The organism is Runella sp. CRIBMP, from assembly GCF_009905605.1.
GTDB lineage: Bacteria > Bacteroidota > Bacteroidia > Cytophagales > Spirosomataceae > Runella.
The window spans coordinates 683,633-703,063 of sequence record NZ_JAAAKZ010000003.1 but is presented as its reverse complement, the minus strand read 5'-3'; the positions used below and the strand labels follow the sequence as shown (position 1 = coordinate 703,063).

Genomic DNA, 19,431 nt, shown 5'->3' with positions numbered 1-19,431 from the left:
ATTTAAAAAGTCGCGGTGTTAAATTTTCTTAAATTGTGTTAAAGGATTGGTTGAATTACGTTATTTTGAACGGTAACAAATCAAAAGTCACGTTTTAGGGAAAGAACGTTGCATGGAGTTGAAAAAAAATGATGACCACCCAAAAAATACGGTTGTTGATTACGCTCATGGGCCTCGCGGCGTTGGGGTTGATGGGATTTCAGTGGCATTGGATTACAAGTGCTCTGACGCTACGCAATGAGCAATTTGACCTGAAAGTGTCGGATGCGTTGCAGGATGTAGTTCGTAAATTAGAAAAGCAGGAAATCATTTATTTGATTCGTCAACGCGAACAAATCGAACAACAACAGCGCAAATTGGAAGCATTGAATAAAAATCGCCTGGCAAAGTCGAGCCAGTCGCCCAAACACTCTTTGCCCAGCGAATATGCTTCCAATCGCGACGACAAACTGACTGGCTCTAATCCCACCGACGCCCTTACCCCGCGCAACCGCTCCATGACGGATTTTCAGGCCAACCTTATTAATGAATTTTTGCGCCAACGCAACAGCGAATTACCTCATATCGAGCGTTTTTTGCGCATTCATGCCGAACAAGAACGAATATTTGACGCGTGGTTTAACCAAATGGACCACGCATTTTGGCCTACCGATAGCACCTCCAATGGCTCAGTGTTGATGACGGTGCGGTCGTCGGTGCAAAAGGCGCGTCAAAACGCTGAAAATGAGCCGCCGACCTACCTGCCCAATCGCGCTAAGACCAAAGAAAAACTGCTTAAGGTAGCTTCTGCATCGCAGAGTGATTTATTGAAAGATGTGTTTAAAGATTTGCTTTTCAGCAAACGTCCGGTGGAGCAGCGCGTCAATCGCATTATGCTTGATTCACTGCTGCGAAAGTCGTTGCAGGAGCGGGGCATCGGAATTGCGTATGAGTTTGCTATTCAGAACAACGTACATCAAAACATCATCTTTTCAACGGCATCTTACCGCCCCGATAGCACTGATTCAGAACTATTTAAGGCAAGTTTATTCCCCAATGAGCTCAATACCATGCCAAGTAAGCTGTTGGTGTATTTTCCCGAACGGCAGGCGTTTATTTTGGAAAACATGGGCTTTACCCTCGTCAGTTCGGCCTTGTTGTTGCTTGTTATTTTGGGTTGTTTTTACGTAGCAGTGGCAACCATTTTGAAACAGAAAAAACTCTCGGACGTCAAAAATGACTTTATCAATAACATGACGCACGAGTTCAAAACGCCCATTTCGACCATTTCGTTGGCCGTAGGCATGGCGCGCGAACAAGTAGAAACGCAGGGCGAACCCCTCAAAATCAAACGCTATTTGGGCATTGTGCAGGACGAGATTCAACGTTTGGGTGGGCACGTAGAAAAAGTATTGCAAATGGCGTTGCTCGACCGTGGCGAAATAAAACTTCGGCCCACCACGCTCAATATTCACGACGTCATTGAAAAAGTCTTGAACAATCTGAGCGTACAGCTAGAACAGCGGCAAGGAGAAGTGGAACTGAGTTTTGAGGCCGAGCAAGAAATCATTCAGGCCGATGAGCTGCATTTGACCAATATCCTCACCAATTTGATTGATAATGCCAACAAATACTCCCTTGACGCGCCGCCGCAGATTATGGTAAGCACCGAAAGTGATGCCGAAAACGTATATATCCGCGTCACAGACCACGGTTTGGGCATGAACAAAGAACAGCAAACCAAGATTTTTGAGCCGTTTTACCGCGTTCCGACGGGCAATGTTCACGACGTAAAAGGGTTTGGATTGGGGTTGAGTTACGTCAAAAAAATGATTGAAGCCCACGGCGGCCGCATCGACGTCAAAAGCAAGCCCAGTGAAGGCAGTACCTTTACGATTCAGTTGCCGTTACAAAAAGAGACTTTGAACTAATAACCCAAACAGCATGACGACCAAACTACCGCCTACGAAAATCCTCCTGGCCGAAGATGACCCTAATCTGGGGCAATTGTTACAGGAATACCTCACCAACAAAGGCTACAAAACGGATTTGGCCGTGGATGGCAATGCGGGTTTGAAGCGGTTTCTGGAAGGTTCGTTCGATTTGTGCCTGCTAGATGTGATGATGCCAAAAAAAGATGGCTTTTCGTTAGCCAAAGAAATTCGCCTCACCGACAAAGAAGTTCCCATCATTTTTCTGACGGCCAAAAGCATGAAGGAAGACACTATTCAGGGTTTTAAAGCAGGTGCCGACGACTACATCACAAAGCCGTTCAGCATGGAAGAACTATTGCTACGTATACAAGCTGTATTGCGCCGTTATCAAAAAACAGCCCCAATGCATGAACCACAATTGAGTGTATTTCAACTCGGGAAATACACCTTCGATTTTGCGCACCAAGTCCTTACCCAAAACGACACCCCACAAAAACTGACAAGCAAAGAAGCGGCATTGCTCAAATTGTTTTGCGAAAACAAAAACCAACCTATTAACCGAAGTTTTGCGTTGAAGCTCATTTGGGGCGACGATTCCTACTTCAACGCCCGCAGCATGGATGTCTACATTACGAAGCTCCGCAAGCACCTCAAAGACGATGCATCTCTCCAAATTATCAACCTCCACGGCGAAGGTTTTAAGTTATTGGTTGATGAATGAGCTAGCGCGGCAGGGCATAGATATTGATGTTTATATGCCATTTAGTTATGTCTTCTTTGGTAGGAATAGAAACAACTTTGGCGGTGGTATCAAACTCTTCAAAGTAAAAAATATCGTAACCGTGTTTGGCAATGGTTTCAAACAGCTCCATTTTATCGGCAGGGCTGTTGTGCTCAAAACTTTCCGCCACAATAACGGGCTTATATTGGGCAATTAAGTCCGAGATAGATTTGAGAATTTCCTTATCGTAACCTTCAGTATCCACTTTGATGAACGATAGTTTGGGGAGCCAATCTCCGTAATTCGCCTCCAAAAAACGCATCAATGGAATACCCTTTATTTTCGCGGGATAAACGAATTTCCCATGACGGCTTTCTTTGGTTGGAGAAATTCCGCCGTTTACAAAGGAGGCCTCTGAAGAGATAAAAAAGAATTCTTCTTCCTCTACCGAAATTGCAAACGGTAGGGCATGAATGGATAGTTTGTTTTGGTTGAGGGTGGCGTTTTCCTTCAGTATTTTAAACACGTACGGATTGGGGTCAAAGCCCAGCGCCAAGCCTGATTTTCCCGCTGCCAGCCCCATCGGTACGGTGGTATCGCCAATGTTGGCGCCAATGTCAATGACCAAATCTCCTTCTTTGATGAATTTTCGAAAAAAATCGACAGTTTCCTGCTTCAAGCCCAACCGCGTAGCCAAAGGATTGGCCCATTCTGCAAAATCGATTTGCCCGTCTTTCTCCAATTGGTAATGATTGATGAGAGAAGGATACTCTTTGGTATATCTTCTGGCTATTTTTCGACGGAAAGAGTCTCTGAAGTACTTGAACATCTATGATTGAGGTTTGGATTATAAGGCAATATTGTCGATAATTTCTTCATATTTTGCCTAACAGAAGGAATTGTTGGGTAAAACGAAAAAAGAGCCAAATAAACCCCTCAAATAGGATAAAAAAAGGTGGAAACCCTTTAGAAGCCTCCACCTTTTTTAACTTTTTACTACTTCTATTTTTTACGTTTCTTTTTCTTCTCAATTACTTTTTCGGGTTCTACGGGCGGCGGTGGCGGCGGAATGCTCAAGTCTTTGACTCGGATATTCCGGAACCTCACCACATCACCGTGGCCAAGAAATCCAATGTACCCCGACGTGCGGCTAAGCCCCGGATGGTCGCGGTGGTCGGCAGTGCCGTTTTTGGACGCTTCGGCCAAATCACCATCTAAAATCACGGTGCCATTAAGCGTTACTTTAACTTTAGAGCCTTTGACAACCACCTCCTGATAATTCCACTCACCCACAGGTTTGAGGTAGCCACGCTTGGCAGCAATGATGCCGTAGGCCGAGCCGTGATACTGATATGGTTGCAGATTCTTATAGATTTCGGCCTCATTGTCCAGAATCTGCAATTCCGTACCCACATAGGCGGCATCGCCCTGCAACGGCGCGCGAATACCCAGGCCATTGTTGGAGCCGGGCGTCAATTGGAATTCAAAACGGAATTCAAAATCGCTGTATTCGTCTTTGGTATATAGGTTGCCTTTGCCACCACGGTTGGGATAAATCACCATTGCACCATCTTCCATGACATAATCGGTGGTGTTGCCCATCCACTCAAACATATTTGTGCCGTCAAACAACATTTTAAAGTTATCCTGTTTTTCCTGCTCGCTCAATACAAACGGCTTTGTTTGGGGCAATTCGCGAACGTAAATGTCACGGTAGGCCACGAGTGTACCATGCGCCTGAAGTTCTAACTGCTCCATCGGAAATATGGGTTGTTTTCGGTCCCAATAGTTTTCCAGAATAACATTATCTACTACCAATTCACCATTGAGACGCACCGTCACGCGGTCGCCTTTCATTTGGATGTAGAACGTGTTCCAATCGCCAATGGCGTTGTCGGCCAATTTAAGCGGCTTGCTTGGGTTCTTTTGGTTATTGTACAAACCGCCCGAGCCTACCTGCGCACCTACTTCTACGCGTGAGGTGTCCCACACCTGAACCTGCGGCGAACCGCGCAGATAGATGCCAGCATCACCTTTAGGTTCAATGCGCCAATCGACGTACATTTCAAAATCTCCGTATTTTTTAACCGTACAGAGATTATCACCGTGACCCGTGAAGATGAGTTCGCCATCTTTGACAACCCACCCTTTCCGCATCACTTCGTCGGCTTTTGCCTGTTTGGCAGCGAGCGTATCGGGGTGCATTTTGGCCCGGGCAATGGGGTTGGCGACCAAACCTTTCCAGCCTGTCAGGTCTTTTCCGTTAAACAACGAAACAAAACCTTCGCCCGCTGGCATTTCAGCCAAATGCTTCCGAACGGCCTCTTTTTGCTCGTTGTTGGCAAAATTCAGGGCCTTATTTAACAATTGACGTACGGTATTTCCCTGAAAATCTTTATTGGCCAGTGCACTATTGATGACCACTTGCGCGGCAGTTTGCTGCAATTGAGTATCATCCAAATAATTGCCCGCTAAAATCAACGCATTGAAGGTGCGATTGCGAACGAGTTCTTTCAGAATACTTTCTTTTTGGGCGGCTGTTTTAGACATATCCATTGCTTTACGCAACATCAATACTTTTTGCGTGGGCGTTTGATTCAGCCGATTAGCCGCTTTGATATAGCCACTCACCGCTTGGTCAAGGTAGCCCGCATCGGCGGTGTTTTTCCCAATTTTATACAGTTCTGAAGCAGCACTGGCATCTTTCCAATTGGAAAGGGCATTCAGGGCCGCGTTTTGTGTAGCGGCATCGCCATTTTGGAAGGCTGCCGCCACGGTTGACAATGCTTTTTTGCCACCGATATTGGCCAAAATGAGCAAATAATTGGGTTTCTTATCCGTCGGTGCTGCATTCATCTGTTCCAATACTGTGTTGGTTTGTTGCAATGCATCGCCTGTTTTCTTTACCACGGCCGTTATTGCTTCCTGCGTTGAAAGCACCTCTTGCGGAGTCGAAACACTATTCAATAGCCCCACTAAGGTAGGCAGGTCTTTTGACACAGAAACGCTCTTAAGTGCCGCAAAAGCCGCGGCTTTTACATTGGCATCGTTGTTTTTTAACTGTGCCAAAACCACCTCTATTTTGCTGTCGGCCGCACGCGCCGCCAATACTTCGAGCAATGCGGGCTGTGCACTTGCAGGCATGGAAGGAAGCGCGGTCGCGATTTGGTCTACCACTTTATCGCCTTTCATGACGAGCAACGCATTTTTAACGGCAGTTACTTCATCTGGTGTGCCTTTTTTCAGGACACCCAATAAATTAGGCAAAACACCTTCATGCCCAATTCTTCCAGCAGCCTTGATTGCCGCCAATTTTACACCACTTTCTTTATTGGCCAGATTTTTAAGGATAACTGGCAATGCCGATTTCGCTCCCGTTTCTCCCAATACCCCAATCACCTCGGCTTGCGCAATGGGCTTCAAAGTAGGCATGGCTGCCAAAAACAGACCAGTCGTAGCAGGAGTGATGTATTTCTGCGCGTATTTCAGCGCCACTACCCGGTAGTTGATATCAGTGCTTTGCAACGCTTTGAGCAATACAGGTATGCTGACTGCCCCCTGTGCGTCGGACAATAATTTCAATGCCGCCGAGCGCGTGGGCGTTTGGGTGGCGTTTTTCAACAATGCTGTGGCTGCTTTTACCGTCAGGGCTTTGTTCCCATTCTCGGTCAATCGCCCCAAATAAGTAAGGTAAGATGATGTAGCGTTGGCTTCATCATACCCGTAAGAAGCCTTGGCCGCCGCACTCATCAGAATACTTTCTGACGACGGAGCACCCATCATTGCCAACGCATAAAGCGCTACTTTTTTGCTTTTTAGGTCACTACTTGAAGCTAATTTTTCAATGGCGGGCGCGGCTTCCGCAAAGCGACTGTCGCCCAAGGCTTCTACAATGGAAATCTGAGCCTCTCCAGAAGCACCATTAAGTGCTTTCAATAAGGCCTGACTCGCCGCTGAAGAGCCTATTCTTGCCAAAGCCCTAGCGGCAGGACCACTTAATCTTTCATCGTTTAGATAAGTAGACAAGGTGCCGACACTTTCCTCTTTGCCCACCTGTTGAAGTTGAAAAATAAGAAAGGCTTGGTTGTCTTTATCGGTCACTCTACCTAAAGCTTCGGCGTAGGCTTCAGCGGCCATTTTCCGCCATTCTTCCTTGCCAGGCTGCATGACAAAGGATGAAAATCCACCAAGTGCGTATTGAACTTTGGCGTTATTTCCTTTAGCCGAAGGCACCAACCCCGAGGCCAATTGGACAATACCCGACTTACCCAAAGCGGCCATATCGTCCATGTTTTTTTGCAATTGTTTGGCATTTTGGGCAGGAAACTGGCCCAATAGCGCGGTGATTCGGTTGTCAACCTGCGCCGTGGCCATCGACCCGCTCACCAAAAGAGCAATCAGTATATATTGTATTTTTTTCATAAATGCAGGAAAAGAATTGATTCAATCATTTTGCACAGTTACGCATTGTTACATGGTCCAAGGGCCGCGCATGGGCTGGTCTATGAGGCGATTGGCCCCTTCATCGTCCACGAATAACTGCTTAACAGGGTCAAATTTCAAAGAGCGTCCCAAACGCAATGCCGTCAATCCCATGTTGACAATGGTACATGAACGGTGTCCATTTTCTTCATTCAGCGCAAATTTCTGACGCTTTTTCACGGCTTCCACAAAATCCGTTACTTGGGGCTCCGAATCGGGAAACGCCGCGAGTTTTTTCTCTAAATCAGGAATATCAGAGCGGAAATTGGGGTATAGTTTCCCTTTAGGCCCTTCGATGTAAGGAACACTTTCGTCCTTACCTTCTCCATCCAAAATGATTTTACAGCCATCGGCGTAGGTATATTCAATGCGACGCCACGTACCCACGGCATCGGTGTGTTGCTGCGGCGCGTCAATTTCTACGCTGATGGGGCTGGTATCGTCTTTGCCCAAAAAGTACTGAATAGGGTCTAAATAATGCTGTCCCATGTCGCCCAAACCACCGCCGTCGTAGTCCCAATAGCCACGGAATGTACCGTGTACGCGATGCTCGCTGTAGGGTTTGTATTGTGCGGGTCCGAGCCACATGTCATAGTCCAATTCAGCGGGGATGGGTTCGGGTTGAAGATTTGTTTTTCCGACCCAATAAAATTTCCAATCAAAACCCGTATGACGACTTACCGTCACTTTGAGCGGCCAACCGAGCAAGCCACTTTCCACGAGTTTTTTAATGGGTTTTACGGTGGTATTCATGCCATAAAAATTCGATTCAAAACGGAACCAAGTATTTAAGCGAAAAATACGACCGTGCTGCTGTACGGCTTCCACGAGGCGTTTGCCTTCACCGATGGTGCGTGTCATGGGTTTTTCACACCACACGTCTTTGCCCGCACGGGCGGCATCGGCGGCGATGATTCCGTGCCAATGCGGCGGAGTAGCTACGTGTACAATATCCACTTCGGGCAGTTGAATCAATTCACGATAGTCAGAAAAGGTTTTTACACCCGGTTCCAACTGGTCAAGCGCTAGTTTAAGGTGGCGTTTGTCTACGTCACAAATAGCCACTACTTTGGTGCCAGCGTAAGGGATGTGCCCACGGCCCATGCCGCCTACGCCCACTATGGCTTTGGTCAATTGGTCACTGGGGGCTAAATAGCCTTTGCCCAATACGTGACGCGGTACAATCGAAAAGGCCGCCAACGTAGCGAGTGAGCCTTTGATAAATTTTCTTCGGGAGCCAGAAACAGGGATATTTTCTTTCATAAGACAGCGTTATGCGTATTTTTTCCTTAATAACAGTAAGATGATTAAAAGCCTTCATTACTCATTTTTTTTAAAAATAAGCTACGATTTTGCCAAAATAATTACAAATGAGGGGAGAAATACACTTCTTTAGGAAGAGTACTGATTTAATCACAAAATGTACTAAGCAGTTCTTTTAGAAAGCAATAACAAACCATTGATTTTAAAGGAGCGCCGCGCCAGTGCCGTTTTCAGGGGCAAAAATCACCTTACCATAATCAAAAGTTACGCCTGAGGTGGGGTCGTTGGAAATGAGCAAAGTGCCGTCCATGTCAACGTAATCTAGTAACGGTAGAAGATGGGCAATGGCAGAAATTCCCACGCTCGTTTCGTTCATGCATCCCACCATGGTTTTCATGCCCAAGGCTTTGGCTTCGGCAATCATTCTACGGGCAGGCGTGAGGCCACCGCATTTGGTAAGTTTGACATTCACCCCGTGAAAATACCCTTGACATTTAGCCACATCTGCCTCTACGATGCAGCTTTCGTCGGCAATGCAGGGAAGGACGCTTTGGTCAAAAACGCGCTTCATGCCTTTCCAATCGTCAGCTTTGAGGGGTTGTTCTATGAATTCAACCCCTAAGGCTTTCAATTCATAGCTGTACTGAATGGCTTGGTCGGCCGTCCATGCGCAGTTGGCATCTACCCGAAAAATGGCATCGGTGTGTTTTCTAAGCTCTTTAATGATGGCTAAATCGTCGGCAGTGCCAAGCTTGATTTTATAAATCGGCCAAGGCAATTCTTTCATCTTGGCGACCATTTTTTCCACGGTATCAATACCGATAGTGTAGTTAGTCATCGGGATATCCTCGGCAGAAAGCCCCCATGCTTCGTACAACTTTTGGTGCTTTTTTTTGGCCCAAAGATCATTAGCGGCCTCATCTAATGCACATTGGGCAAAGGGATTATTTAGAAGAAAAGGGTGAACAGATGCCCAAAAAGCTTCTGGAGACTTGAGGTCGTAGCTTTCGATGCGTTCGCGGATATTTTCCAGCGCTTCCACCATGCCTTCAATGGTAATGCCGTAGTATTTATTGGAAGTCGCTTCACCAAATCCACTTATAGTACCGTCGCGTAGTTCTACCACGAGCGTTGGCTGAACATCCCGCGAATCGTGCGCAATGGTAAATGTATGACGAAGGCGTAAATCAAAGCGATGGAAAAAGAGTTGCATAGGGCCGAAAGCAGACGTTTATATCGGTAAATATACACGTCAAACGGGTACCATCGCCCAAGTTTGTTTAATAATCTGTAGAAAAACCAGGCGGGCAAATAATTGAGTAAAAGGTATAACTGAGCGTAATTGAGGTATAATAATACATATCTTTGGTGGTAGGATTGCCCAGTTGAATCTTTTGAGTAATAGGGACATTATCGCCCAAATCATCCAGATAATCGGTGAATAACTTACGCGTACCAAATTCAAATTCAAGGCTCCAAGGGCGTTTAAACTCCCATTTTACGCCCGCGCCAAATGGGATATTTATTTGGGTAGTTTTGTAATCTGCTGTTTTGTTGCGTGGATTAAACTTATAAAACCCTAATCCTCCAAAAAGATAAGGCGTCCAGTTTTTCGCTTTTCGCTTTTGTGAATAGTTCAAAAAATTATATTCGGTGATTAAACTTCCTTCCAAAATCGAAGACCTAAAAGACGCATTGCGGGCTTGGTTGAGCGGGTCGGCAGAGCGGCTGTCTTTTGCCCCTACCAAACCAAAAGTACCGCCCGCCCGGAGCGAAACCGAAGGACTGATATTATAACGAAACAAGGCATGGCCTGCTGGGAGATAATTGCGAGGATTAAAGGCGGGCGACAAGTCACCCTTATAATTTAATCCTCCCAGTCCAGCGCCGATATTGATGCGTTGGGCGTTGACCTGTAAACAAAAGGCTCCCACAAGGAAGCCAATTAAAAGATAAGAGTTTTTGTTGCTCACAATCGCTTTCTTAACGTTAAACCTCTCAAGTATTAACGGATGGGAGGACACTTAATTTTGGATGGTAATACATAACTTACCGTAATATTGGTCAATAGGTAGTTGTCACTGCGTCCACCTCCTCGAAAATCTCCCTGTCCCCAACCCGATAGGGGGCTTGTTGCAAACGGATCAATAGAGGGCTCATTTGGATACACAATTTGTCTTACAATATCGGTACGATCTCTTCCAGTACGAGCCGCGATCGGTTCATTGGTACGGTTAGACATGGCGCGAGCCAAATCATTTTTCAACACTGCGGGGTCAGGAAAAAGTCCACCCACATCATCCAAGTGGTCCGAGCCCGAAATACGGATCCCTCCTTCAATTCCAACGTTCCATTGGTTGTTTACACGCCAAGTAAAACCCATTCCGAAGGGAATTGAATACGTAACCAATGAGTACGGCTTAGCATAGCCTGGCTGGCCCTGCCCTTCGGTGCCGAGCGGCTGAAGTGCTACCCAATTATTGTCGTATCCTGGTGCTTGCGGGGTTTTAGCTTTGGGGTTATGGGCCAAAACCGCAATACCCGCAAACAGATACGGGCTAAATGCTACTCTTCGGTTAGGGCTTCGGCCATCACCCCGTAGTTTATAGATGCCGACTAAACTGAATTCCTTAATATCATTACGGAAATGAAGATTCCGCACATAAAAATTAGGAAAAGGGTTTCCGCCCGCACCACGGTTATAATATTCATCATCTCCCGCGAGCCGTGCCCACGTAAAACCCAGACGAGCCGCCAAATGAGGGGTAAAATTTCGCGTGTACCCCGCATTCACATTCCAACGCATCATCCTGAATACCGACCTTACTGGAGTACGAAGGGGGGCTAATTCTCCCAAATAAGAAGAAGTTCCCAAGCCAAAACTCACGGTTGAATACTGTTCAAAAGGAGTTTTACGGCGTTGAGCTTCCGAAGCATACGTCACCAGTAGCGTAAACAACACGGTGCCGACAAGTATTTTGAATTTCATTCGCTTTACTGATTTATGCGTGACTTTGATTCAACGCAAAAATGATTGTATTTATTGAATAGCACTACAAAAATCGCGCCGAGAATTAGTTTCTAGCATCCAAACCCCAATGTAATTTGGTCCGTAAGGTCTGCACAAAGTTATCTTGGCTCAATTTGACCAAACGCGCCTTAAAGAGTTCTTTCTTAACCAGTAAAGTGACGGTTGAATCCACAATCCTGAAGCGGGAATCTAACGAGACCAGAAAATTACTGCTCCGACTTTCGACCCTGAAACTTAGCTTACTCACGTCTGGAATAATCATGGGACGAACATTGAGATTATGAGGGCTGATGGGCGTAATCACAAAAACATCGTTTGTTGGCAATACCACTGGGCCACCGCAACTCAGTGAGTAACCCGTAGAACCCGTTGGGGTTGACACAATCAGACCATCCGCCCAATAAGAATTCAAGAACTCTCCGTCCAAATAGGCGTGTACCGTAATCATGGAAGAGGTATCCGTTTTGGTAATGGTAAAATCGTTGAGCGCAAAATTATAATCTTCAAATAAGTCTGTATCAGACAATAAACTTACCAACGTACGGTCTTCAGTTTGAAAATTCCCCTGAAAGAGCGCCTCTAGCGAATCATTAATCATGGGCGGCGAAACCGTGGCTAAGAAACCAAGGCGGCCCGTATTGATACCTAAAATGGGGATTTGCCGCGAGCGCGACTGCATAACCGACTCCAGCAGGGTGCCGTCGCCGCCGATACTAAAAATAAAATCAGCATCAGGCGCACCGTGCGGGTGCGGGTAGTTCTTTTCGGTGTAAGGATTGACCCCAGCACTCAACAAAAAAGAATAGAAGGAAGAAGAAATAGAATAGTCTATTTGCTTACTCTTCAGAATATCAAACAATGCCTGTACGTACGGCTGCGTGTCGGTTGTAAAACTGCGTCCGTGAATGGCGATTTTCATGGGTATCGCTTCGGGGATAGATTTGGACGCAAAGGTATAAGAATCCTTTTTAAGTCGACACTTAGGTTTCCAAATACCTCAGTAATAAATCCAAACGGTGCCGATCGGGGTTTTCAAGTGGCTCATTGGCATACACATTCTCCACTACATAACTGAAACGTTCAAAGGTAGCTACCACCGCCGACACTTCGGTGCGGTTAAGTTTGAGCGTGAGCGTTGCCTGATCAATATCGCCGTATTCAGCACCCGAAAAATAACTGCTGATGATTTTTACATTATTGGATTCCACCAGACGGCTGATGTCGGTCATGGAGTAATCGCGGTTTGACATCTTAAGCACCACTACCGCTCCCGCTTCCTGCGCGCCCAGCAGTCCGGCAAACTTGGCCATCATGTCGGTTACGACGATTGTGCCAGCGTAGAGATTATCCTCATCCAACACTGGAACAGTATCTAACTGGTACTGATTGGCAATGCCTATGACTTCATAAATGTGCTGAAATAGATTGGCGTGGACAGGATTAGGTGGCAAATTAAGTTCGGAAAGCAGCTTCTCATCGTCTGGAAAATTTAAGAGTGTATCCTCACTCAAAAGCCCTTTGTATACTTCATTTTCCACTAAAGCTAATTGCCGAATGCCATATTCGTCCATTAAGTCAACCGCTTGCCCGACCGAGTCGTAAGGTCGTAAAACGGGGGTAGCGGGGTTGATAAGTTCTTCGGCCAGCATGGTTGATGTGTGATTTTTCTGAAAACTTAGAAAAGTTATTTAAAGTTTCCAAAAGTATTTTGAGATTTTATTGATAATGAATCAATAGATGAACAAAAAAAAATGTGTTTTCATTTTTTTTCACCCCATAATAAGCGATTCGTTTTCAATGATTTTACATTTTTACCACCACCAACTCCACCCGTCGGTTACGACGACGTTCGCTCTCTGAGGTTCCCTTCGTCACGGGGCGCGTGGGTCCAAAGCCTTTGGCTTCGATACGTCCCGCGTCAATCCCTTTGCTGACCAGGTACTGCTTGACGGCATTGGCTCGGTTTTGAGAAAGCTCCATGTTTTTGTCAAAATCACCCAGATTGTCGGTATGTCCTTCCACCCGAATTTCCATGGTTGGGTTTTCGCGCATGAGCTGTGTCAGGCGATCCATCTCGGCAAATGAAGACGATAGTAAATCGAATTTAGAAATGTCAAAGTAGATATTATTGAGGGTAATCGCCTCCCCAATCGCTACAGGATTTAACACAATTTGGTTGTCTATTTCTTGCCCTCCTTTGGCCTGCGTCAGGTCAAACGCGCCACTGCTCGGAAAATATCCCTTAGCCGTTGCCACGTAAGCGTATTTGTTTCCCGCATCCAAGTTAATTCGAAACCTTCCCGACGAGGCCGACAACTGCATGGAATCCAGCCCGTTGCCCTCACTTGGCACTACATAACTGATTCGTGCTGAAATAGGCTTTTTGGTTTTTGCATCCACCACGGTGCCACGCAAGGTTACTAATTGCGGCGCGGGTACTGTCTCTTTTTTAGGTTCAATAGGCGGCGGAACATCCTTGGGCTTTTCGGCTATGATAGGAGGCTCCTCATTCTTAGGTTCAGGTGTTGGCTGCTTTTTGGGCAATGGCCGCTTCGGGTTCCGGACATGAACACTGAAATAGTTCCAGTACCTTTTTGTTCCCTGATCACGCCCTTCAAACATATCAAACACCTCAATGCCTGGTTCTAGTCGCTCAAAATAAACAACAAATTTAACCATATCACCAGGTCGTATTTCACGCTTTTGGGGGGCTACAGGAATACCTTCTGCTTTGATAAATCTAAACTTACGCCCAGCATTTCCAGGTTCATACAGCCGACAATTAGGGTCAATTTCGATTTCTTCGTTTGAACGGCGTCTCCCCAGAATCATATCCTCCAACGAACGCGGATTCGAACTGTAATCAAGGGTAAAATAGAGGATTGTAAAGTCCTTCGTCAACTCCACTTTTGTGATATTGACATAGGGTTGAGATTGTTGCTCCACATAAGGGCTCAGGGTGGTAATTTTTTGCGCAACAGCCCCTCCCGAAAGTAGCAACAAGAGGCCTAAAAAATGGTATAATCGTTTCATGGTCAGATGAGATAATCTTGTGGATAATCTTGCCCGAAATAACGCCATTGAAGAGCGATTAGTGCGGAAATACTGTTAAAAATAGTTAATACCTCGCCATTCAACGTTGCATTTAGACCAATTAAACAAAAAATCTTGAAAGTATCAAAAGGTAATTAGATATTTGTCTAATTATTTAATTCTATGAACAACCTATTTCGTGCCCTCAATGACCCTACCCGAAGAAAAATTCTCGAAATATTGCGGGAAAAAGATTTTACTGCGGGCGAAATTGCCGATAAGTTTGAAATGACCAAACCCAGCATTTCGCATCACTTAGATTTGCTGAAACAGGCCGAGCTCGTTACTGCCGACAAACAAGGACAATTTATTTATTACTCCCTCAATACTACCATTTTAGATGAACTTCTAACGTGGATTTTTACCCTAAAACAACCATGAAAAAGTCCCTTAACTACTTAATGTTGGCAGCCATTACCGCGCCACTTATTTATTTAGCTTTTGTCTGGAATCAATTGCCCGACATTGTTCCTACACACTTTGGCCCTAGTGGCAAACCCGACGCTTTCGGGCCTAAATGGACGCTGGGTATCCTGACCGTTGTGTCTATCGGGCTTTATTTTCTCATGCGCAATGTTCCTCACCTCGACCCTCGTCTCAATCAGGCAAGCGTATCGGAGCATTATCCCAAACTGATTCTATTGGTACTTACTTTTTTGGGGGCTATTCATATCCTAATTATCCGTTCGGCACTGGAGCAAATGGCGGGAGAAGTATTCATCAACTTAGTATTTGTCGGTGTTTTTTTATTGTTGGCTGGCATTGGCAATTACCTTAACACCCTCAAATCCAATTACTTCGTAGGAATTCGTACCCCGTGGACGCTGGAAAGCGAAACGGTATGGCGCAAAACCCACCAAATGGGCGCAAAGTTGTTTTTTGCGATGGGAATTGTAGGCGCACTGGTCGTGGTTTGGTTACCCGAAATGTGGAAAATCGTCTGGACACTTTCCCTGATTTTTGCCACTGTCATCTGGGTTTTTGTGTATTCGTATCGAGCACATAAACAAGAACAAGCCAATCGGTGACCTTTTTTCCCACATCCATTTTCCTTTTACCTGTATTGGTTTGTTAGATTGTCAACAATAATCTGACTATCGTCTGACCATAACCACATTACAAACTAATTCACTAAGCGCTAGGCTTTCGGATGCGATTGCTTGAAAATCTTCTTTAATTTTTCGATGGAATTGTGGGTGTAGACCTGAGTGGCGGCCAAGCTACTGTGGCCGAGCAAATCTTTGATAGAGTTTAGGTCAGCCCCGTTGTTGAGCAAATGAGTAGCAAACGTATGGCGCAGTACGTGCGGGCTGCGTTTTTGAAGAGAAGTAACCGCCGAAAGGTATTTTTTGACAATCCGCTGAATCAGCATCGCGTAGGCGGGTTCGCCTTTATTGGTCAGAATCAGGACGTTCGTACCAGGAAACTGCTCATTTTTGAGCGCCTGATAGCTTTTTACAAGGTCGGCAAGGTTTTTATAGATGGGAATAACACGCTGTTTGCTTCGTTTTCCCATCACTTTTAGTGTGAGGTCATAAAAATTAATATCGCCATCTTTCAGCTCCAGCAATTCAGCCAAACGCATTCCTGTTCCGTACAAAAGCTCAAGAATCAAGCGGTCGCGCAGGCCTTCAAAATCAGCTCCAAACTCCATCTCTTCAAACAAGAGGAGAAGGCTTTTTTCTTCGACAAATTGCGGTAAGGGCTTGTCGGTCTTTAGCGCCGAAACCCGCAGCATGGGGTTCATCGTAATCACTTTGCAGCGCAGCAGATACCCATAAAAAGACCGCAGCGTGGCCAATTTTCGGTTCACGCTGCGGTGGTGTAATTCGGCCTCGACCAAACTCACCGCCCACCCCCGCACCATGCGAAAGTCGGCTTGGCTGAGTTCAGTGAGGTTATAGGTTTTTTCCAAAAACTCCGCAAACTGCTCCAAATCTTTTTTGTACGCCGTGAGGGTGTGTACACTGAGTCGTTTTTCGACCGTGAGATGTTGGAGGAATTGATCAAGCATCGTTTGGATTTTAGTTTACTATAACGTTCTGATTCTTACATTTTTGTACCAAGACTCATCGCCGTGGTCCTGAAGCGCGATTTTTCCTTTGGCACGGGGCGTAGCATAGGTCCATTTTGTAAATTTACTTTTGGCCAATTGCGCTTTCCATTCGGCACCACCATACTCGTATTCCACCACTTTCACGCCATTGAGCCAATGCTCTATGTGAGTGCCATTGACCACAATTTTTCCTTTGTTCCACTCGCCGGCGGGCTTGCTCACAAACTTACTCGGGGCCTGCATGTCGTAGTTAGCGCCCGTTTTTTGTTTGTCGTTGATTTTCACCATTTTACCATTGTCGTTAAACGGCGGGTATCCTTCATCGTCAATCACCTGATACTCAGGTCCTGAGTAGTACGGCGGGTGCGCGGGATCTTCGATTACTTTATACATGACACCGCTGTTGCCTTTGGGTTTTACTTTAAATTCAAACTCCATTTCAAAGTTTTCAAATTCAGCATCGGTTACGAGGTCGCCTGATTTTCCGTGGGTCATCAATGCCCCACCCATCACCATCCAGCCACTCACGCCCGTTTTGCCATAACTGTGCCAACCAGCCGTAGTTTTGCCGTCAAACAGGTTTTTCCAAGGTCCAGGTTTGGAAGCGTAAGAAAAAGTAACCGCGCCAACTAAAAAGGCACTCATTAAAATGCGAAGACTTTTCATGTGCATTTGATTGATTTTAGTTTTATTGAAAAAGGGAATACATTCGTCTAATTTACTCATTTTTGACGAGCTACGGCTACCGCAATTTTAGAATCTGCCGTTCCGTAGTACAAAAACCACTTGCCCTTATACGACGCTAGCCCTTCCACAAAACACACCTGATTGATTTGGCCAGTAATTTCGTAGGGGCGGTCGGGTTTGATAAAATAATTTTCAGAACGGTCGTTCAACTGAGCGGGATTTTCGGCATCAAATAAAAACTGACCCGCGGCATAGGCACCTTCGGGCAGGGTGGGGTCGCCCGTTTGGGCGTAATTCATGCCGTTGTAAATCAACACAATTCCTTTTTTTGTCAAAAAAGCAGGTGGCCCCGACTCCAGCAAACGTGAATCATGTTTTCCGGGGCGCGTTGATGCCACCGCCACGCAGTTCACATCCGACACATTTTGGGGCTGATACGAGGTATCTTTGGGCTTAGTGCTTGGATACCAATTGATTAAATCATCCGAAGTAGCCACGTAAAGTTGGGCTTGGTCACCCCAGTACATCCAATATTTCCCGTTGATTTTGGTAGCAATAAATCTATCTCCCACTTTTTTGCACACGATTGCACCCGATTTTGACCAAAAATCACGGTTTCCTTTGATAAAATTATTAAACGCCAAACCGTGTTTTTGCCACTTGACCAAATCCTGCGAGCTTGCCACGCATAGACGCGCCTTGTCGCCATCGTAGGAGGTATACGTCATTACGTAGTGCCCGTCTTCGGTCTCTACAATGCGAGGGTCTTCGCAGCCGCCTTCCCACTCGTATTTTTTCATAAAATCATTGTCGGGATAAAACACCGGCTGAGGCATTCTTTTAAAATGAACCCCATCGCTACTAACGGCCAATCCTAAACGAGAAGTACCCGCATATTTGCCCAATTTATCTTCGGCCCGATAAATCATGTATACTTTGCCATTACGAACCACTACGGCGGGATTAAACACATCTTTTTCTTCCCAACGAACGGTTTCTCCTCGGACGGGGCACGCAAAGGTTGTGTTGGCCTTGGCCTCTAAAATCGGATTGGCGGCGTCCATTTTTTGGAACGGTCCTAACATCCAAGATTGTGTTTTTTGGGCAAAAACAAGGGGAGAAACAAGCAGAAGCAGCAGGATTTTTTTCATAAATTAAAGGAGATTGGAACACAAACAAGAAAGGGTTAAAAGTATTGATAAACAACCTCTTAACCCTTTCTTTAATTTTATTTATTTATCTAGTCAAAACACAACGAAGCCGCCCCAAGCAAGCCAGCATCATTGCCCAAAGTGGCGCGTTTGATTTCGAGGTCTTTCAGATAATACGGTGTCAACCAATAGTTGAGTTGTTTGGTCACGGCAGGAATGATATAATCAAACGAAGCCGACAAACCACCACCGATAAGAATCAGCTTAATGTCCAAAATCCGAATCATAGACACCAGCCCATCGCCTAGCATCTCTCCTACTGCGGTCCAGACTTGAAGCGCCAATTCGTCGCCTTCGGCGGCAGCGGCCACTAAGCCCGTGGTAGAAATCGTCCCATCATCGGGCAGTTGAGTCGCACCAGTGTACGTCCGACGCATTTCATTGGCTAAATCCAATAATTCTTTCTTTCCGATGTTGCGTTCGAGTACCTTCCCGTTGCGCGAGGGAATATGCCCTGGCTCCATGGCATTTCCATCACCACCCACAAACACTTTACGGTTGATAATCGCGGCACCACCTACGCCCGTACCAAGGGTGATGAATATATAATTTTCGTTGATTTTTTCTTCGGCAAAGTAGAATTCTCCCAAAGCCGCTGCATTGGCGTCATTTTCAAGAAAAAACTGTACACCTGCAAATCGTTTTGACAGATACTCCACCAACGGAACGTTATCAATTTCGGGAATAGCCGTAATTTCTAACGGAACGGTCCGGTTTCGGTTAATCATTCCCGGCAATCCGATGCCTACTTTCTTTACGTTTGGATATTCGTGCAACTGAATCGCGATTGCGTCACCGAGGCGTTCCTCAAAGTGTCCTGACTGGCGCCAACTGGTAGTATCGTGGCTATAAAAATTTGAAATTCGACCGCTTTCTGTGTCCACGACACCCATTTTGACGTTGGTTCCGCCCACGTCAATACCCAAATATTGTTCCATTTGAAAATATAAATCGTTATCAGTTAGTGGTTAATA

The 19,431-nt window shown here is 45.8% G+C and carries 17 protein-coding genes; 4 read left to right on the top strand and 13 right to left on the bottom strand.

The features are described from left to right. Nucleotides 1-128 precede the first annotated feature (128 nt). Complete coding sequence (locus tag GVN20_RS12710) at nt 129-1,910, top strand: sensor histidine kinase KdpD (RefSeq protein ID WP_229599052.1); 1,782 nt, start codon at nt 129-131, stop codon at nt 1,908-1,910. Nucleotides 1,911-1,923: 13 nt separating this feature from the next. Beyond that, on the top strand, nt 1,924-2,634 hold the full coding sequence (locus GVN20_RS12705; RefSeq protein WP_166558674.1) for a response regulator transcription factor: 711 nt from the start codon (nt 1,924-1,926) through the stop codon (nt 2,632-2,634). A gap of 1 nt (nt 2,635) precedes the next feature. On the opposite strand, the gene GVN20_RS12700 is transcribed toward GVN20_RS12705, so the two are convergent. From GVN20_RS12700 to GVN20_RS12660, 9 genes are all read right to left on the bottom strand, one after another. Next, nucleotides 2,636-3,463 carry an FkbM family methyltransferase gene (locus GVN20_RS12700; RefSeq protein WP_166558673.1) on the bottom strand — a complete coding sequence of 276 codons (828 nt, stop codon included), beginning with the start codon at nt 3,461-3,463 and terminating at the stop codon, nt 2,636-2,638. A 173-nt stretch (nt 3,464-3,636) separates the two neighbouring features. Beyond that, on the bottom strand, nt 3,637-7,056 hold the full coding sequence (locus GVN20_RS12695) for a family 16 glycoside hydrolase (protein ID WP_166558672.1): 3,420 nt from the start codon (nt 7,054-7,056) through the stop codon (nt 3,637-3,639). 48 nt (nt 7,057-7,104) lie between these two features. Further along, a complete protein-coding gene (locus GVN20_RS12690) occupies nt 7,105-8,379 on the bottom strand; it encodes a Gfo/Idh/MocA family oxidoreductase (RefSeq protein ID WP_166558671.1) in 1,275 nt (424 codons plus the stop codon). 202 nt (nt 8,380-8,581) lie between these two features. After that, nucleotides 8,582-9,592: a dipeptide epimerase gene (locus GVN20_RS12685; RefSeq protein ID WP_166558670.1), complete on the bottom strand. Its 1,011-nt coding sequence runs from the start codon at nt 9,590-9,592 to the stop codon at nt 8,582-8,584. A 67-nt stretch (nt 9,593-9,659) separates the two neighbouring features. Then, nucleotides 9,660-10,313, bottom strand: a complete 654-nt coding sequence (locus tag GVN20_RS12680; RefSeq protein WP_253528147.1) for a DUF6089 family protein — start codon at nt 10,311-10,313, stop codon at nt 9,660-9,662. Nucleotides 10,314-10,384: 71 nt separating this feature from the next. Beyond that, nucleotides 10,385-11,368 carry a hypothetical protein gene (locus tag GVN20_RS12675; RefSeq protein WP_166558668.1) on the bottom strand — a complete coding sequence of 328 codons (984 nt, stop codon included), beginning with the start codon at nt 11,366-11,368 and terminating at the stop codon, nt 10,385-10,387. 85 nt (nt 11,369-11,453) lie between these two features. Then, a complete protein-coding gene (locus GVN20_RS12670) occupies nt 11,454-12,329 on the bottom strand; it encodes an NAD kinase (RefSeq protein WP_114459654.1) in 876 nt (291 codons plus the stop codon). A 61-nt stretch (nt 12,330-12,390) separates the two neighbouring features. Continuing rightward, entirely contained in the window at nt 12,391-13,059 is a 669-nt protein-coding gene (locus tag GVN20_RS12665; protein ID WP_114459653.1) for a CBS domain-containing protein, read from the bottom strand. Nucleotides 13,060-13,213: 154 nt separating this feature from the next. Continuing rightward, entirely contained in the window at nt 13,214-14,443 is a 1,230-nt protein-coding gene (locus tag GVN20_RS12660; RefSeq protein WP_166558667.1) for an OmpA family protein, read from the bottom strand. Nucleotides 14,444-14,626: 183 nt separating this feature from the next. Here GVN20_RS12660 and GVN20_RS12655 point away from each other — a divergent pair, with 183 nt between their 5' ends. Together GVN20_RS12655 and GVN20_RS12650 are read left to right on the top strand one after the other, a co-directional pair. Beyond that, on the top strand, nt 14,627-14,884 hold the full coding sequence (locus GVN20_RS12655) for an autorepressor SdpR family transcription factor (protein ID WP_166558666.1): 258 nt from the start codon (nt 14,627-14,629) through the stop codon (nt 14,882-14,884). Further along, nucleotides 14,881-15,531 (top strand): SdpI family protein, encoded by a 651-nt coding sequence (locus tag GVN20_RS12650; RefSeq protein WP_166558665.1) that lies wholly within the window; start codon nt 14,881-14,883, stop codon nt 15,529-15,531. The genes GVN20_RS12655 and GVN20_RS12650 overlap by 4 nt, the downstream gene beginning before the upstream one ends. A 110-nt stretch (nt 15,532-15,641) precedes the next feature. Here the strand turns inward: GVN20_RS12650 and GVN20_RS12645 are convergent, their stop codons facing one another. The 4 genes from GVN20_RS12645 to GVN20_RS12630 all read right to left on the bottom strand — a co-directional run bounded on the left by GVN20_RS12645 (nt 15,642) and on the right by GVN20_RS12630 (nt 19,395). Then, the gene (locus tag GVN20_RS12645; protein ID WP_166558664.1) at nt 15,642-16,517 is read right to left on the bottom strand and encodes a tyrosine-type recombinase/integrase; all 876 of its coding nucleotides are present in this window, start codon (nt 16,515-16,517) and stop codon (nt 15,642-15,644) included. 18 nt (nt 16,518-16,535) lie between these two features. Beyond that, nucleotides 16,536-17,225: a DUF1080 domain-containing protein gene (locus tag GVN20_RS12640; protein WP_229599051.1), complete on the bottom strand. Its 690-nt coding sequence runs from the start codon at nt 17,223-17,225 to the stop codon at nt 16,536-16,538. A 56-nt stretch (nt 17,226-17,281) separates the two neighbouring features. Beyond that, nucleotides 17,282-18,397 (bottom strand): glycoside hydrolase family 130 protein, encoded by a 1,116-nt coding sequence (locus tag GVN20_RS12635; protein WP_166558662.1) that lies wholly within the window; start codon nt 18,395-18,397, stop codon nt 17,282-17,284. Nucleotides 18,398-18,486: 89 nt separating this feature from the next. After that, complete coding sequence (locus tag GVN20_RS12630; protein WP_166558661.1) at nt 18,487-19,395, bottom strand: ROK family protein; 909 nt, start codon at nt 19,393-19,395, stop codon at nt 18,487-18,489. Nucleotides 19,396-19,431: the final 36 nt, after the last annotated feature.

Excerpts from the sequence above, each read along its gene's own strand:
- GVN20_RS12710 (WP_229599052.1), top strand. The coding sequence starts at position 129 with ATGATGACCACCCAAAAAATACGGTTGTTGATTACGCTCATGGGCCTC.
- GVN20_RS12705 (WP_166558674.1), top strand. The coding sequence starts at position 1,924 with ATGACGACCAAACTACCGCCTACGAAAATCCTCCTGGCCGAAGATGAC.
- GVN20_RS12700 (WP_166558673.1), bottom strand. The coding sequence starts at position 3,463 with ATGTTCAAGTACTTCAGAGACTCTTTCCGTCGAAAAATAGCCAGAAGA.
- GVN20_RS12695 (WP_166558672.1), bottom strand. The coding sequence starts at position 7,056 with ATGAAAAAAATACAATATATACTGATTGCTCTTTTGGTGAGCGGGTCG.
- GVN20_RS12690 (WP_166558671.1), bottom strand. The coding sequence starts at position 8,379 with ATGAAAGAAAATATCCCTGTTTCTGGCTCCCGAAGAAAATTTATCAAA.
- GVN20_RS12685 (WP_166558670.1), bottom strand. The coding sequence starts at position 9,592 with ATGCAACTCTTTTTCCATCGCTTTGATTTACGCCTTCGTCATACATTT.
- GVN20_RS12675 (WP_166558668.1), bottom strand. The coding sequence starts at position 11,368 with ATGAAATTCAAAATACTTGTCGGCACCGTGTTGTTTACGCTACTGGTG.
- GVN20_RS12670 (WP_114459654.1), bottom strand. The coding sequence starts at position 12,329 with ATGAAAATCGCCATTCACGGACGCAGTTTTACAACCGACACGCAGCCG.
- GVN20_RS12665 (WP_114459653.1), bottom strand. The coding sequence starts at position 13,059 with ATGCTGGCCGAAGAACTTATCAACCCCGCTACCCCCGTTTTACGACCT.
- GVN20_RS12660 (WP_166558667.1), bottom strand. The coding sequence starts at position 14,443 with ATGAAACGATTATACCATTTTTTAGGCCTCTTGTTGCTACTTTCGGGA.
- GVN20_RS12655 (WP_166558666.1), top strand. The coding sequence starts at position 14,627 with ATGAACAACCTATTTCGTGCCCTCAATGACCCTACCCGAAGAAAAATT.
- GVN20_RS12650 (WP_166558665.1), top strand. The coding sequence starts at position 14,881 with ATGAAAAAGTCCCTTAACTACTTAATGTTGGCAGCCATTACCGCGCCA.
- GVN20_RS12645 (WP_166558664.1), bottom strand. The coding sequence starts at position 16,517 with ATGCTTGATCAATTCCTCCAACATCTCACGGTCGAAAAACGACTCAGT.
- GVN20_RS12640 (WP_229599051.1), bottom strand. The coding sequence starts at position 17,225 with ATGAAAAGTCTTCGCATTTTAATGAGTGCCTTTTTAGTTGGCGCGGTT.
- GVN20_RS12635 (WP_166558662.1), bottom strand. The coding sequence starts at position 18,397 with ATGAAAAAAATCCTGCTGCTTCTGCTTGTTTCTCCCCTTGTTTTTGCC.
- GVN20_RS12630 (WP_166558661.1), bottom strand. The coding sequence starts at position 19,395 with ATGGAACAATATTTGGGTATTGACGTGGGCGGAACCAACGTCAAAATG.